At 41.8% G+C, this 15993-nt stretch carries 18 protein-coding genes; 14 read left to right on the plus strand and 4 right to left on the minus strand.

What is annotated here, in order from left to right; translation table 11 throughout:
* Positions 1-50: 50 nt before the first annotated feature.
* On the minus strand, positions 51-1544 hold the full coding sequence (locus tag EL144_RS03015) for a PTS transporter subunit EIIC (protein WP_005703706.1): 1494 nt from the start codon (positions 1542-1544) through the stop codon (positions 51-53).
* A gap of 213 nt (positions 1545-1757) precedes the next feature.
* Positions 1758-2090 carry a YegP family protein gene (locus EL144_RS03020; RefSeq protein ID WP_005703705.1) on the minus strand — a complete coding sequence of 111 codons (333 nt, stop codon included), beginning with the start codon at positions 2088-2090 and terminating at the stop codon, positions 1758-1760.
* A 203-nt stretch (positions 2091-2293) separates the two neighbouring features.
* Here EL144_RS03020 and manA point away from each other — a divergent pair, with 203 nt between their 5' ends.
* The 10 genes from manA (at position 2294) to EL144_RS03070 (ending at position 11207) form a co-directional block, all read left to right on the plus strand.
* Positions 2294-3496, plus strand: coding sequence for a mannose-6-phosphate isomerase, class I (gene manA, locus EL144_RS03025; protein ID WP_005703703.1), 1203 nt, complete (start codon positions 2294-2296; stop codon positions 3494-3496).
* A gap of 98 nt (positions 3497-3594) precedes the next feature.
* On the plus strand, positions 3595-5358 hold the full coding sequence (gene ycaO / locus EL144_RS03030) for a 30S ribosomal protein S12 methylthiotransferase accessory factor YcaO (RefSeq protein ID WP_005703702.1): 1764 nt from the start codon (positions 3595-3597) through the stop codon (positions 5356-5358).
* A 168-nt stretch (positions 5359-5526) separates the two neighbouring features.
* A complete protein-coding gene (locus EL144_RS03035) occupies positions 5527-5835 on the plus strand; it encodes a YceK/YidQ family lipoprotein (RefSeq protein WP_032995104.1) in 309 nt (102 codons plus the stop codon).
* A 137-nt stretch (positions 5836-5972) separates the two neighbouring features.
* Positions 5973-6380, plus strand: coding sequence for a YhcB family protein (locus tag EL144_RS03040; protein WP_032995103.1), 408 nt, complete (start codon positions 5973-5975; stop codon positions 6378-6380).
* A gap of 177 nt (positions 6381-6557) precedes the next feature.
* A complete protein-coding gene (locus EL144_RS03045; RefSeq protein ID WP_005702689.1) occupies positions 6558-7220 on the plus strand; it encodes a Bax inhibitor-1 family protein in 663 nt (220 codons plus the stop codon).
* An 85-nt stretch (positions 7221-7305) separates the two neighbouring features.
* Positions 7306-7635, plus strand: a complete 330-nt coding sequence (locus EL144_RS03050; protein ID WP_005703700.1) for a TusE/DsrC/DsvC family sulfur relay protein — start codon at positions 7306-7308, stop codon at positions 7633-7635.
* A gap of 98 nt (positions 7636-7733) precedes the next feature.
* Positions 7734-8615, plus strand: a complete 882-nt coding sequence (afeA, locus tag EL144_RS03055) for an iron ABC transporter substrate-binding protein AfeA (protein WP_050332759.1) — start codon at positions 7734-7736, stop codon at positions 8613-8615.
* The gene (gene afeB / locus EL144_RS03060; RefSeq protein WP_005703696.1) at positions 8615-9505 is read left to right on the plus strand and encodes an ironABC transporter ATP-binding protein AfeB; all 891 of its coding nucleotides are present in this window, start codon (positions 8615-8617) and stop codon (positions 9503-9505) included. Before afeA ends, afeB begins: the two co-directional genes overlap by 1 nt.
* Positions 9505-10362: an iron ABC transporter permease subunit AfeC gene (gene afeC, locus EL144_RS03065; protein ID WP_005703695.1), complete on the plus strand. Its 858-nt coding sequence runs from the start codon at positions 9505-9507 to the stop codon at positions 10360-10362. The genes afeB and afeC overlap by 1 nt, the downstream gene beginning before the upstream one ends.
* Positions 10359-11207 (plus strand): metal ABC transporter permease, encoded by an 849-nt coding sequence (locus EL144_RS03070; RefSeq protein ID WP_050332757.1) that lies wholly within the window; start codon positions 10359-10361, stop codon positions 11205-11207. The genes afeC and EL144_RS03070 overlap by 4 nt, the downstream gene beginning before the upstream one ends.
* Here EL144_RS03070 and EL144_RS03075 read toward each other — a convergent pair.
* Complete coding sequence (locus EL144_RS03075) at positions 11182-11454, minus strand: acylphosphatase (protein ID WP_005703691.1); 273 nt, start codon at positions 11452-11454, stop codon at positions 11182-11184. The two genes, EL144_RS03070 and EL144_RS03075, sit on opposite strands and share 26 nt — an antisense overlap.
* A gap of 154 nt (positions 11455-11608) precedes the next feature.
* Between EL144_RS03075 and EL144_RS03080 the strand changes: the two genes are divergently transcribed.
* From EL144_RS03080 to yccS, 4 genes are all read left to right on the plus strand, one after another.
* A complete protein-coding gene (locus EL144_RS03080) occupies positions 11609-12280 on the plus strand; it encodes a curli polymerization inhibitor CsgI-related protein (RefSeq protein ID WP_032995101.1) in 672 nt (223 codons plus the stop codon).
* Between the two features lie 73 nt (positions 12281-12353).
* Positions 12354-12812 carry a methylglyoxal synthase gene (gene mgsA, locus EL144_RS03085; protein WP_005703689.1) on the plus strand — a complete coding sequence of 153 codons (459 nt, stop codon included), beginning with the start codon at positions 12354-12356 and terminating at the stop codon, positions 12810-12812.
* A gap of 2 nt (positions 12813-12814) precedes the next feature.
* A complete protein-coding gene (locus EL144_RS03090; RefSeq protein ID WP_089503472.1) occupies positions 12815-13276 on the plus strand; it encodes a YccF domain-containing protein in 462 nt (153 codons plus the stop codon).
* Between the two features lie 22 nt (positions 13277-13298).
* On the plus strand, positions 13299-15440 hold the full coding sequence (gene yccS / locus EL144_RS03095) for a YccS family putative transporter (RefSeq protein ID WP_005703686.1): 2142 nt from the start codon (positions 13299-13301) through the stop codon (positions 15438-15440).
* Here the strand turns inward: yccS and smrB are convergent.
* Positions 15437-15943 (minus strand): endonuclease SmrB, encoded by a 507-nt coding sequence (smrB, locus tag EL144_RS03100; protein WP_005703685.1) that lies wholly within the window; start codon positions 15941-15943, stop codon positions 15437-15439. The two genes, yccS and smrB, sit on opposite strands and share 4 nt — an antisense overlap.
* Positions 15944-15993 lie beyond the last annotated feature (50 nt).

The following is a 15993-nucleotide window of genomic DNA, read 5'->3' on the forward strand; positions in this document are numbered from 1 at the left end:
GTCAGAAATAAATTAATTTCTGACCGTTCCTATTTGTAGTGAGGAAAAAATTAATCTTCTTTACCTAGAATCTGGTTAATCTCGCTTTTATATAATACTGCTTTAGCCCCATAAACTGCTTGTACGCCACCACCAACTTCTAATACTTCAACGGCGCCTAACGCTTTTAAGCGTGGTTTATCCACTAATTTGACGTCTTTCACTGCCACCCGTAAACGGGTAATGCAAGCATCCACGTTTTCAATATTTTCTGCACTACCTAGGGCGTTGATGATCTCGTGGGCGTTTTCCGTTAAAGAAGAGGTTTGCTGTTCCACGCTGTCTTCTTGCTCTTCTGCACGTCCCGGGGTCATCACATTAAATTGCGTAATTAAGAAACGGAAGCTGAAATAATACAACGCCGCCCAACATACGCCGACCCAAATTACCGTAAACCAGTTGGTATTTTCATTGCCTTGCAAGATCCCAAACAACAGGAAGTCAATAAATCCACCGGAGAACGTGTTACCGATGGAAATATTCAAAATGTCGGCAATATAGAAGGATACACCGTCTAAAAAGGCGTGGAAAACATACAACCAAGGTGCAACGAATAAGAACATAAATTCGATAGGCTCGGTGATCCCTGTAATAAAAGAGGTCAACGCCGCACCAAGGAATAACCCGCCAATGGTTTTACGACGCGCTTTCGGCACACAGTGATACATCGCCAAACAGGCTGCCGGCAAGCCGAACATCATGGTGTCAAAACGGCCTGCGAAGAAACGTGTACCTTCCGTAAATAAACCTTGGTGATTCGGATCCGCCAATTGGGCAAAGAAGATTTTTTGCGCCCCGATAATGGTTTCACCATTCACGATTTCCGTACCGCCTAATTCGGTGTACCAAAATAAAGGATAAATCATGTGGTGTAAGCCTACTGCACCACATAAGCGCATGAGGAAGCCATAAAAGAATGTTCCGATTGCGCCCATAGAAGCAATATGTTCACCGGCAGACAACAACCAATTTTGAAATGTCGGCCAAATTAAAAAGAAGATGGCGCCGACAAAAATCGCCGCAAAGGAGGTAACAATCGGCACAAAACGTGAACCGCCGAAAAAGCCTAAAATTTGAGGCAATTGAATATTATGATATTTATTGTGCAGTTTGACGGTAATCAACCCCATCACCAAAGCACCGATCACGCCCGTATCAATTCCTTTGGTTTCCGGTGAAAACAGCGGAATCAATGCTGCAATCGTACCGGTCATGATCAAATAGCCGACCGTTGCCGCTAACGCTGCAACCCCTTTATCCCGTTTGGCTAAACCAATGCCTAAACCTATACAAAGTAATAGTGCCAAATTACCGAACACCACCGAACCGGCAGCCGACATGATCTGAAAAATGCCTTGCAAAACAGGGTTATCCAACAAAGGATAGGCTTGCACGGTGGCCTTGTTGGATAAGGCACCGCCGATACCTAATAATAAACCGGCCGCCGGTAAAATGGCGATCGGCAACATAAAAGCTTTACCTACTTGTTGAAGTTGTTTAAACATAATTCGTCTCCTATTCACTATGTTTAACTGAAATCCATTTTCTTTTTTTATGGAGTTAATTTTCCATGTGCTAAATATTTTTAGAATACTACTTCAATATATAAACAAAAAACATGATTAAGATCTCGTTTTAACAAGAAAACTGACTGGACGTGATTAGTTAGGACAAAAAAATCGGCATTCGAAAATGCCGATTTTAGAAAAAAATACCAATTAAGCTTCTTTGATTACCGTGGTAGAAGCATTGTTAATCACGGATTCAATACCTTTTTTAGTGGCAGCTTGGGAAGAATAATATTGGCCACGACCGATTTCCTGATGGTTGGCTGCTTTCAACACGAAATATGGTTGATCGCTTTTAGTGGTTCGAAGCTCAAAATTTTTCTCATCCACGCCATTTTTCTGCACTGAGGCAATGCCGTTTTGCGCAGAAGCTTTGGTTTTATAAAGCTCGCTGGTTAAAATGATTTGTCCGTTAGTGGCGATCAAGTTGAACATAAATTGACCGTCTTTTGCTGTTTTTAATTCATAATGTCCTTGCGCCATTTTTATTCCTCCTAAGGTTAATTCAATGGGGTGAACCGTCTAAAATTTAATTAGACAAAGGAAAAAAAATACCTTGCAAAATAAAAATTTTAGACATTGCTAAATGTATAAAAAAAGCACGTTTATAGCAACAGCCAAAAGTGAAAATATGCTAAAATGCGTGCCCAATATAACGCGACAAAACACTGACAGAGGAAATTAACATGGCCGGTATTTATCAACTAAAAGGCTGTATTCAACCTTATGCTTGGGGTGGCAAACATTATATTGCGAACTTACTAAATGTCACAAACAATCAAGAACCATACGCTGAATATTGGTTAGGCGCACACATTTCCGCCCCGTCACAATTACTTATCGCCAACGGTGAAATATCATTACTTGATTTTCTACACAAAAATCCCACCGCACTTGGTACACAAAGTCGTCAATTGTTTGGTGATAATTTGCCTTATTTGCTGAAAATTTTAGATGTCGCCAATCCCCTTTCCATTCAGTTGCACCCGACTAAAAAACAAGCTGAAATTGGCTTTGCGCAGGAAAATGCCGCAGGCATCCCGTTAAATGATCCGAAGCGCACCTATAAGGACGATAACCATAAGCCGGAAATGATGATTGCTTTGTCCGATTTTTGGCTTTTACATGGTTTTAAAACCAAATCCAAAATTCTCGACACCCTACGCCAACGCACGTCACTTGCGGATCTGGCAACAAAATTGGCCTCGCAGAATTTAGCGGATTTTTACGCTGACATTATGTTAGCCAAACAAGATCAATTAGCACAATGGCTCTTGCCGATTATTGAGGGTCAACAGAAGGCTTACGAGCAAAATCAACTTGCCATGCAGGATCCTGATTACTGGGTGCTTTACACATTGCACGCCATGCAGATTTCCCGAGACAAGTTAGATGCAGGCTTAATGAGTTTTTACTTGTTCAATATTGTGAATTTGCAGGTTGGCGAAGGTATTTTCCAAGCGGCCGGCGTGCCGCACGCATATTTACGCGGACAAAATATTGAACTAATGGCCTGTTCCGACAATGTCATTCGTGGCGGTCTAACGCCAAAACACGTTGATATCGAACAATTGCTAAAAATCATCGATTGCAGTGAAATTGTCCCTCAGATTATCGCGCCGGCACCTAAAAATCAGGTTTACACCTATCCGACGCCCATTGCCGATTTTGCCTTGAGCAATATGCCTTACGCAAAAAACACCGAGATTTCCGACCGCACTTTAAACGGCACGATTCTCTTAGTAATGACTGGCGAAATCACATTGGAAGCCGCACAACAAAAACTCACTTTGAAACAAGGACAAGCGGCGTTCGTTGAAGCAGATACAGACTATCGTGTGCATGGCATGCAAGAAGGTTATGCCGTGTTTGCCGGGTTGCCACTTTAAATTCAGTTTATCTTCCCCTCGCCCGTTTACGGAAGAGGAGAAAAATTCATATTTTTATTGGTTATTCAAGAAGAAAATACATCAAAAATAGGAACATTATGACCGAACAAACCTTTATTCTCGGCAAAGATGCCGCCCTTGAGGAAAGTATTGAAAAATTTCAACAAAAACTGACCGCACTTGGCTTTAACATTGAAGAAGCCTCGTGGTTAAATCCCGTGCCAAACGTGTGGTCGGTACATATTCGTGACAAAGACTGCCCGCAATGTTTCACCAACGGCAAGGGTGCCAGTAAAAAAGCGGCATTAGCTTCCGCATTAGGCGAATATTTTGAGCGTCTTTCCACCAACTATTTCTGGACGGATTTCTATTTAGGGCAAGACATTGCCAATAGCGATTTTGTGCACTATCCGAACGAAAAATGGTTCCCTATTGAAGATGAAGCCCTATTGCCTCGTGGTATTTTAGACGATCATTTATTTGAACATTTCGATCCGAATCAAGAGCTGACACCTGAACTTTTAGTGGATTTGCAATCGGGCAACTATGAGCGAGGCATTGTCGCGCTGCCTTATGTACGCCAATCAGATCAACAGACGGTGTATATTCCGCAAAATATTATCTCTAACCTTTATGTTTCCAACGGTATGTCTGCCGGCAACAGCCAATTTGAAGCCCGTGTACAGGGATTGTCGGAAGTGTTTGAGCGCTATGTGAAAAATAAAATCATCGCAGAAGCGATCAGCCTGCCGTTAATTCCGCAAGACGTAATGGCGCGTTATCCGTCCATTCAAGCGTCTATTGATAAACTAGAACAGGAAGGTTTCCCGATTTTGGCGTATGACGCCTCTCTTGGCGGTAAATATCCGGTGATTTGTGTCATTTTACTCAACCCGACCAATGGCACGTGTTTTGCCTCTTTCGGAGCGCACCCAAAATTCCAAGTGGCATTAGAGCGCACCGTCACCGAATTATTACAAGGTCGTAGCCTAAAAGAGTTGGACGTTTTCGCCCCGCCGTCATTCAATAACGATGATGTGGCCGAACACGCCAATTTGGAAACCCACTTTATTGATTCCAGCGGTTTAATTTCTTGGGATTTATTCAAAGACACACCGGATTATGAGTTCGCCGATTGGGATTTCTCCGGCAAAGATACCCATGAAGAATACGACAATCTCATGGCGGTTCTCCGCGAGGAAAACAAAGAGGTTTACATCATGGACTACAATCACTTAGGTGTTTACGCCTGTCGCATCATCGTGCCGAGCATGTCCGATATTTATCCGGCAGACGACTTAATTTACGCCAACAGTAACATGGGCATGGACTGGCGAGAAATCCTGTTGGATTTACCGCACTTCCACCACGACAAAGAAACCTATCAAGAATTATTGGACGAACTGGACGAACAAGACATTGACGACGCCACCCGCGTACGTGAATTTATCGGCATCGTGGCACCGAAAGCCAGCGGCTGGACAACTTTGCGCATCGGTGAATTAAAATCCATGCTTTATCTCGCTTTAGGCGACTTGGCAATGGCGTTAGACTGGGCGAACTGGACATACAATATGAACAGCTCCGTGTTCACCGCTGAACGCGCTAATTATTACCGTTGCTTAATTAGCAGCCTTGAATTATTTATGGACAGCAAACGCACGCCACAACAATACCGTATGGTATTCGACAAAATGTATGGCAAAGACGCGGTGGCATTTGCGTGGGGCGCGATTCAAGGTGGAAATCCGTTCTATAACCTGCCTGCCAGCGACGAAACTCTCGCTAACTTTAGTGAACATCAAAAATTATTGGCAGCCTATGCTAAATTGCAAAAGGCAAAACGTGAAAATTGGCAGTAAAGTGCGGTCATTTTTTTAAGCGTTTTTATCAGGGTGAAGCAATTCACCCTTTTTATTTCTGTTAAGGGAATGTAGAAAAACCTATCAACTCATTGAATTAGCAAAGAAAAACACTATAATCGAAAAGCTACACAACGCCTCACATATTCAATAACCTAGGAAAATTTCATGAAAAAAATACTCGCAACAATATCAATAACCATATTATTAAATACTTGTGCCACTCTTGAAACCTTAGATAAACCTAAATTTTACAGCGGTACACGAATGGATATTGAGTCGCTTAATGATCGTTCTCGATCTCACGGAACATCGGCTGATTTAGCAGATGCATTCATAAAATCGTTGTATTTAATAGATCTACCATTTAGCTTTGTAGCCGATACGGCTTTGTTACCAATTAAAACCCTTCAAGTTTTAGCAAGTAGCGATGAAGAAGATAAGACTAAACGTTCTGATGTACCACGTCATCAATAACCAAAATGACCGTTTAAAAACTAAGTTGTCATTTTTTTATGGAAAATTTTCGTTCTGTGATCTAACACATAGAAATACAAAAACATTCAAGCTATGATTTAACCAATTGTTTCACATAAATTTAGAGGAGGTTATTTATGCAAAGTTGGACAACTGAAATGTGGCAAGCTGCATTAATCGGTTTAGTGGTTGGTTTTATTATTGGTTATTTTTTATTACGACTCACCAAAGAATCTGCCAAAAAACAAGTGAAAACCGAAGCGGAATTACGCGCCGCAAAAGAACAGTTGGAAAATCAAAAACAACAATTGGAGAAACATTTTTCGGAAAGTGCCGATTTGTTGAAATCCCTTGCACAGGATTATCAAAAACTGTATCAACACCTTGCACAATCCTCTAATCGGTTATTGCCGGAACTCACTGACAAGGCATTGTTCCAACATAATTTATTGGATGACAAAGGGAATCCGTTGCCGACAAATTCAGACGATCAGCCGAAAGACTATTCCGAAGGCTCTTCAGGGATTTTCAAGGCAGAAAAATAGTTGCTCTATCTTCGCGCAAACATAGAAAGTGCGGTCAGAAAAACAATCATTTTTTTGACCGCACTTTTATTCCTCTATCTAAAAATATTTATGCGGAATAATTGACATTTAGTGTCCTAGCCCTTACCTTACACAAAGGTTTCAACCTATTATTTTCTTTACACTAAAGGAGCTTTTATGCAATCTCGTATTATTGTTGACAGCAGAGAAGAATCGTTACTTAGTACACACAAAGTACTGCGCAACACGTATTTCTTGTTGGCGTTAACATTAGCATTTTCCGCCGTGGTGGCTTATGTTTCTATGGCAATGGATTTACCTCGCCCGGGGTTAATCGTTCTGCTTGTGGGTTTCTATGGTTTGCTTTTCTTAACAAACGCCTTGGCGAATAGTGGATTAGGTATTTTGGCTGCGTTTGCATTCACCGGTTTCTTGGGTTATACCATTGGGCCAATTTTGAATATGTATGTAAGCGCGGGTTTGGGTGATGCTATCGTGTTAGCGTTGGCCGGTACGGCAATTACCTTCTTTGCCTGCTCCGCTTATGTGTTGACCACCAAAAAAGACATGTCTTTCTTATCCGGTACAATGTTGGCGTTATTCGTTGTATTGTTAGTTGGCATGGTAGCGAGTTTCTTCTTCCACTTCCCGGCACTTTATGTGGGTATCAGCGCGCTATTCATCGTATTCTCCACCATGGGGATTTTGTATGAAACCAGCAACATTATCCACGGCGGAGAAACCAACTATATTCGTGCGACCGTAAGTTTATTCGTGTCTATCTATAACCTGTTTATCAGCTTATTAAACTTGCTTTCATTCTTCTCTTCCAGAGATTAATTATTAATTTGATAGATAAATTCAACGCCCCTTTTCTGGGGCGTTTTTGTATAATCAAACCCATGAAAACAATAAGGTTATCACGATGTTGAGTGTAAATAATAAGCAAATTGAAACTGATGCGTCAGGCTATTTATTAAATATTAATGATTGGACCCCGGATGTGGCATTGGCTATTGCAACATTAGAAAATTTAGAACTCACCGAAGCGCATTGGGAAATTATCCATTTTGTGCGGGATTTTTATCAAGAATATAAAACCTCTCCTGCTATTCGAATGCTAGTAAAAGCCACTGCACAAAAACTGGGTGAAGACAAAGGGAATAGCCGTTATTTACAACGGCTGTTTCCCGATGGCCCTGCCAAACAGGCAACCAAATTAGCCGGATTACCTAAACCGGCAAAATGCCTATAACCAATTTGCGAATCATTTGCATTTAAAAAATAAAAGAATATAATCATCCTCGCAACTTATGTTGTTATTCTATAATTAAAAAACTAAGGAGAAAAATCATGCGTTTACTCGCAACCCTCATCAGCGTACTTACACTAAGTTTAAGTAGCAGCTTGGCTTATGCAAAATTCAAAGTTGTTACCACCTTCACCATCATTCAAGACATGGCGCAGAATATCGCCGGTGATGTCGCTACCGTGGAATCTATCACCAAACCAGGTGCAGAAATTCACGATTATGAGCCGACACCAAAAGATATTGTGAAAGCCCAATCTGCCGACTTAGTATTATGGAACGGTTTAAATCTTGAACGTTGGTTTGAAAAATTCTTCCAAAACGTGAAAGATAAACCGGCTGTTGTTGTGACTGAAGGTATTGAACCAATGTCTATTCATGAAGGTCCTTATACCGGTAACCCGAATCCGCACGCTTGGATGTCCCCTTCCAATGCATTGATTTATATTGAGAACATTAAAAATGCGTTGGTGAAATACGATCCGCAGAATAAAGAAACATACGAAAAAAACGCCGCACTTTATGCACAAAAAATCAAAGAGTTGGATAAACCACTCCGCGAAAAATTAGCGCAAGTGCCAGAAGCTCAACGTTGGTTGGTTACCAGTGAAGGGGCATTTAGCTATCTCACCCGTGACTATGGTTTTAAAGAAGCCTATTTATGGCCGATTAATGCCGAACAGCAAGGTACGCCTCAACAGGTTCGTAAAGTCATTGAAACTGTTAAGGCCAACAACATTCCGGTCGTTTTCAGTGAAAGTACCATTTCACCTAAACCGGCAAAACAAGTCGCGAAAGAAACCGGTGCGAAATACGGTGGCGTGCTTTATGTGGATTCCCTTTCCAATAAAAAAGGCCCGGTACCGACATATATTGATTTGTTGAATACCACCGTTTCCACTATCGCAAAAGGATTTGAAAAATAATGTCATCTAATATTGCCTCGATCTGTGTTGAAGATGTAACCGTTCGCTATAACAACGGTCATACCGCCATCCACGATGTCACCTTCCACTTAGAAGGCGGCACCACTTGTGCTCTTGTAGGCGTAAATGGAAGCGGAAAATCAACCCTATTTAAAAGTCTAATGGGGTTGATTAATCCACAACAAGGCAATATTACGTTGTGTCATTTGCCAATAAAGCAGGCATTAAAACAAGACCTGGTCTCTTATGTTCCCCAGTCAGAAGAAGTGGACTGGCAATTCCCAGTATCTGTTTATGATGTGGTGCTCATGGGACGCTACGGCTACATGAATTTGTTGCGCCGCCCAAGTGAAATAGATAAGCAAAAAGTGCAAGAAGCCATGCAACGGGTGAATATTGAGCACCTTGCTCACCGTCAAATTGGCGAGCTTTCCGGTGGTCAGAAAAAACGGGTCTTTTTAGCCCGCGCGCTTGCCCAACAAAGTCAGATTATTTTACTGGATGAACCTTTTACCGGCGTTGATGTGCAAACAGAAAATGCCATTGTCGATTTACTCGGGCAATTACGTAGCGAAGGCCATCTCATTTTGGTCTCTACCCATAACTTGGGTGCTGTACCGGATTTTTGTGATCAGGTGGTGATGATTAATCGTACCGTAATTGCAGCCGGCTCAACGGACACGACCTTCAATCAACATAATTTGGAACTGGCCTTTGGCGGCGTATTGCGCCACATTAAGTTGCTCGGTTCAGACCTACACGATGACGAAGATCCGCGAGCAGTGACAGTGCTTACCGATGATGAACGGGCTGCGGTGTTCTATGGTAAAACCAAAGTCGATCCACCTGCGCCGATTGTGAAACACTGTAAATCAGAGGAAAAACCATAATGTTAGATCTCTTACTGGAACCTTTTTCCTATGATTATATGGTGAAAGCCATCTTGCTCAGTTCCGCAGTGGGTGGCGTATGTGCTTTTTTGTCTGCCTATTTGATGCTAAAAGGTTGGTCGCTCATTGGTGATGCCCTTTCCCATTCCGTTGTTCCCGGTGTTGCCATCGCTTATGCGCTTTCCCTGCCTTATGCATTAGGCGCTTTCTTCTCCGGCATTTTAGCTGCTGTGTCCATTTTATGGGTAAAATCCATTACCAAACTACGGGAAGATGCGGTTATCGGCTTTATTTTTACCACATTTTTTGCTCTCGGCTTGCTGATCATTTCCCTCAACCCGACTTCCGTCAATGTGCAAGACATTGTGTTAGGTAACATCCTAGGCATTGCGGATGAAGATATTATTCAAGTGGCGATTATCATCGGCATTAGTCTGATTTTATTACTCATTTTTTGGAAAGATCTGTTATTAATTTTCTTTGATGAAGTCCATGCCACTTCCGTAGGCCTCACACCGATTTATTACAAAGTGCTGTTTTTTACTTTACTCAGCGCTTGTGTCGTTGCCGCCTTACAAACCGTCGGCGCTATTTTGGTCATCGCGATGGTGATCACACCGGGCGCAACCGCTTATTTACTTACCGATCGATTTAAAACCCTTGCTATCATCGCGACTATCCTAGGTATCCTTTCCAGTGCCATTGGGGTTTATATCAGCTATTTCTTAGATGGTGCGACCGGTGCCGTCATTGTCTGTATTCAGACCGCACTTTTCCTATTGGCCTTCATTTTCTCACCAAAATACGGCTTATTACGTCAACGTAAACCGATTACGCAAGAAGAGGTGCAACAATGACCGCCATTTATCAGTGGTTCACCGAGCCTTTCACCTATCCGTTTATGCAAAATGCTTTGATTACAGCGTTATTGGTATCCATTATTTGCGCCATGCTATCCTGCTATTTAGTGTTGAAAGGTTGGTCGTTGATGGGAGATGCGATTTCGCATGCCGTTCTGCCGGGCATTGTGGTGGCTTTCTGGTTAGGATTGCCCTTAGCTATCGGTGCCTTTGTCGCAGGTTTAACTTGTTCCGTCTGCGTGGGATATTTAAAAGAAAACAGTCGTATTAAAGAAGATACCGCCATGGGCATTGTCTTTTCAGGGATGTTTGCTCTCGGGATTGTATTGTTCACCAAAATTGAAACGGATCAACATTTAACCCATATCTTATTTGGTAACTTGCTTGGCGTGAGCGATGCAGAAATGCTTCAAACACTGGTCATAAGTGCGGTCATTTTTTTGGTTGTTTTTTTGCGCCGTAAGGATTTTCTGCTGTATTGTTTTGATGCCACGCAAGCCAAAATTGTCGGCTTATCTCCTCGACTCCTGCATTACAGCTTGCTGATTCTTCTCGCCTTAACCATCGTGAGCGCCATGCAAGTAGTGGGCGTTATTTTAGTCGTTGCTATGCTAATTTCACCGGGCATTACGGCATTTATTTTAACCAAACGTTTTGATTATATGATTGCCATTGCTTTGGTGACCTCAATCAGCACCAGCATTTTAGGCACGATTGTCAGTTATCACATTGACGGCGCAACCGGTCCTTGTATCATCTTGCTCCAAGCAGCAGTATTCTTAATTGCGCTTGTGTATAGCAAAATAAGACTCAGATTTAATGTAGCACCTGAAACTCGGTAAATTCCCGTTCGCTAAGGTAATCTTCCACAAAAACTTGCGTTACCTTAGCGGTGCGTGGCCCGTGATGCAACCATGCAGAAAAGGTTTCAATTTGCTCCTCGGAACCACAAGCTATCACCTCCACAGAGCCATCCCATAAATTTCGCACAAAACCTAACACACCGATTTTTTGTGCTTCGTTCCAAGTAAAATAACGAAATCCAACACCTTGTACCTGACCATAAACAAGAAAGCGTTTTTTCTGCATTTTTGTCTCCTTAATGTTGTACAAAAGCAAAAAATCCCGATTAATCTGAATTTTCTGTTTTCATTTTGCCTAATTTGGAATAGCATACAGGCTACGCTTTATGCTATAAAGTGTCATCTAATTTTAATTAATGTCCTTCAAAACAGGAGTAAATATGAAATTTCGTTTCGCTGCATTAGCTGCAACACTTTTAGCCAGTACTGCGAGCTTTGCAGGTGTGGTAACAGGTTCATCAAACATTGATTTCTTAGCCATTGACGGCCAAAAACCGAGCAAATCCCTCTTAAAAGAAACCCGCTCTTTCAATATCAATGATACGCAAAAACACCAAGTGGTGGTACGTGTATCCGAAATTGTTCAAATGGGTTCTGACCGCTCTTTATTTGAATCAGATCCAATTGTGGTGACTTTCCAAGGTTCAAATGAAGACATCGCGATTTCTGCTCCGCATTTGCAAAATGAACGCGACATTAATGCTTTCAAAAAATCCCCTGTTATCAGCGTAAAAACCCAATCAGGCGCGAATGTTGCTAATCAACAAGAATATTTGAAGCAGGAAGGCTTCTTCCCAGCAACGAGCTTAATCAAAGACTTAGGTGAATATAATGCCTCCGGCGCACCAGCCGCCGTACCGGCATTCGCAAGTGCAACCGCAGCACCTGCCGCAGCTGTTGTTGCCAGTGCTGCAGCAAGCGGTAAAGTTAATAAAGGTAAGGTGACTTTACAAGGTGAAAACGTCGCAGAACAAATGTTGCAATATTGGTATCAACAAGCCGATAAAGAAACACAAGCGCGTTTCATTGATTGGGCTAAAAAACAAAAATAATCGGTGATCTATCCCGTTAAATTTATCTGCAAAAAGTGAGCCCGCCCGCTCACTTTTTATTTTAGGAGCAATTATGCAAACAACCTATCGCACATTACCGGCAAGTAAGCACATCGCATTAGTGGCTCATGACCACTGTAAAGCAGACCTCATAAACTGGTGTAAAACTCACCGCACTTTATTGGCCAATCACACATTATATGGCACTGGCACTACCGGTAATCTCATTCATCGGGAAACCGGCTTAACGGTAAACAGCTTGCTCAGTGGGCCTATGGGTGGAGATCAACAATTAGGTGGGTTAATCGCCGAAAATAAAATTGATTTAATGGTTTTCTTTTGGGATCCCACGAATGCGGTGCCACATGATCCCGATGTGAAAGCGCTTATGCGAATCGCAACAGTGTGGAATATTCCGGTGGCAATGAATATTGCCAGTGCGGATTTTTTAATCACCTCGCCATTATTTAATAGTAATAGCGATATCCGTATTCCCGACTATCAAGGTTATTTAGCTGAACGTTTGAAATAGTAATGCTTATGAACTTAAGTTTAATTTTAAATATTCTGAATTTTGTCCTCGGGGGCTTTGTGACGACACTTGGCTGGTTATTTGCTACCGTCATGAGTGCCGCATTAATTATCACGCTTCCTTATACCCGTAGCTGTTGGGAAATTTGTAAAATGTCTTTGCTGCCATTCGGCAATGATTTAATTCATGTTAAATATTTAGAACCCAAAAGTGCGGTGGAAAATTCTATTGGATCGTTACTTAATGTTGTTTGGTTTATTTTTTTCGGTTGGTGGTTATTTATCACGCATATTTTTTGTGGTGTTTCCCAATGTCTTACGATTATCGGCATCCCGACCGGGTTGGCTCATTTCAACATTGCCAGAATCGCATTATTTCCGGTGGGGCAACGGGTCATCCCTAAAGACATGGCAGAGCTAATTCGTCAACGAAACGCAACACAATACGATCGTTTTTATAAATAGTGCAGAAGAGCTAAGGTTAAGCATGAATCATTGGTTTAATGCAAAAGTCATCGCCTCCATTCCTATTTTTATTGCCGTAAATCTGGCGATGATTGCCATTTGGTATTTCAACATTTCCGAGCAAAGTATGCCGCTAGTGTTGGGTATTATCGCCGGTGGTTTGGTGGATTTGGATAACCGCTTAACCGGTCGAATTAAAAATGTGTTTTACACGCTTCTCGCCTTTTCTATTTCTTCTATCAGCGTTCAACTCAGTATTAATCACAACTGGCAATTTATGCTGTTAATGACGGCGATGACCTTTGCCTTCACAATGATCGGCGCTATTGGCCAACGTTATAGCACCATCGCATTCGGCACCTTGGTTGTAGCGTTATATACCACATTAACCTATTTGCCTGAAACCGTTTGGTATATGAATCCGCTGATGATTTTGTGCGGAACATTGCTGTATAGCGTAACAACCCTATGTGTGCATTTATTTTTCCCTAACCGTCCCGTCCAGGAAAGCGTAGCAAAATCGTTTATTGCGTTAGCAAATTACCTTGATGCAAAATCCACCTTTTTCGATCCTGACGATATCGATCAGATTGAGAATAAACATATCACTATGGCAATGAAAAACAGCGAGCTCATTAATGCATTTAATGACGCCAGAACCGCGCTGTTTTATCGTATTCGGGGGCAACATCGTCACAGTCGTACCACGAAAATGATTCGCTATTATTTCTCCGCACAAGATATTCACGAGCGAATCAGTTCAAGCCATTTTAATTATAAAATGCTGGCTGAACACTTAAAAAATACCGATTTGATTTTCCGCATTCAACGCCTACTGGAGCTACAAGCACAGGCCTGTCGTGATGTTGCGTTCAGCTTGCAACAAAACAAAACCTATCGTTACGACTCCCGTGTGGAAAAAGCCATTAATGGCTTAAACCAATCTTTTGAGCTTTACTACAACACACACGGCACAGAAAACGAGATCCTGATTAATATCCAAACCTTGTTGGATAATTTAAAAAGCGTGGACTATCAATTACGCCATATCGATCAAGAGATAAACGAGCTTGAACAAACCGACACGGCTCAAATTTATACGGAACAAATTACCGGCCTGAAAAATATTTTATTCACCATTCGCAGCCATTTTAATTTTAATTCACAACTGTTCCGCCATGCCGTACGTTTATCTATTGTGGTTTTTATTTGTTGTACGATCGGTGAGTTTTTACCGTTAGATCGCGGTTATTGGGTATTGCTCACCGCGGTGTTTGTTTGTCAGCCAAACTACACCGCCACTAAGTTACGACTTAAGCAACGAATCCTCGGTACTATTCTTGGTGTAGTGTTCGGTTCTTTACTACCCTATGCCAACCCAACCTTAGAATTACAATTAGGGCTCATTGTTCTCACCAGCACTCTATTCTTCTTTTTCCGTACCAATAATTACAGTTTTTCCACCTTTTTCATTACGTTACAGGTAATTTTCAGTTTTGATGTGATGGGATTCGATGTGGAACAAGCGCTATATTCACGGGTGATTGACACGCTCATTGGCGCCACCATTTCATGGTTTGCCGTCTCTTATTTATGGCCGGATTGGAAATATTTACAATTGGAGAAAGTAAGTCGTCAAGCGATTAAAAGCAATGCCAAATATTTGTTGCATATCGTCAGTCAACTACAATTTGGTAAAGGGGATAATCTAAAATATCGCATTGCCCGCCGTTATGCCCATGAATATGCGGCGGCATTAAGCGCGACAATGTCTAACATGAACCACGAACCGAAAAAATACCAAGCACATTTGCAGGCGGGATTTGAATTATTAAAAATTAATTATTCTTTGCTTAGCTACATTTCTGCCCTAGGGGCTTATCGCAGCAAAATGAAGCGACTACAACAAAGCACATTCTTTTTAGCCGAATTTTATCCGGCAGCGAAGAAAATTATTTATATTTTGGAACATATTGAGCAATTGTCACCGGCAATTTTTGATAAGCTACAACAAGCGATTGAAACCGCGTTAAAAGAGGCGCAAAACCACTTAGCACAAAAGGATAAAGCCACGCAACAATCGTCCCATATTCCCATGCAACAGCTCAACATGATAAATCAGATTTTGCCCTCGCTTTATCGTGCGATTCAGCAGTTTGACTAAACATCAATTAACATCAAAATTGCCGCATCACCGCCCCACGCTTTCGGGGCTTGGTGCAAGGCGCGTACTTTAGGGTGTTGTACCAACCAACGAGGAATTTGACGCTTTAAGGTGTAAGTGCCGTATCCCGTCATCACACTGGCACAATAAATATGCTCTTTCTCACAAGTCTGAATTAATGCCGCCAATTCCAGCTTCGCCTGCTCGCGGGTTAAGCCGTGTAGATCCAAAAAAATCTCGGGCGAAAAATCCCCTCGCCGCAATTGTTTCAACAAATGGGAGTCTTCATTTTCACGCAAATATTTGACCGCACTTTCATCGTTTAACAGCGGTTCATATTCATCAGAAAAATAAAACAGCGTGTCCTGTTGTTCACGCATGTCCTTCAAGGCAATTTGAGCTTTCTTTTTATTCTGCCGAGGCGGCAAAAACGTATCTTGTTTTAACTTTTTAACGCCCTTAATTTCGGCGCGAAAAAGAGAAATGTCATCTTCATCCAACATTTTCGCTTTCCTATTTCAAATATGATATAACTAGCCCCAATTTTAACATT

Source organism: Aggregatibacter aphrophilus ATCC 33389, assembly GCF_900636915.1.
Lineage (GTDB): Bacteria > Pseudomonadota > Gammaproteobacteria > Enterobacterales > Pasteurellaceae > Aggregatibacter > Aggregatibacter aphrophilus.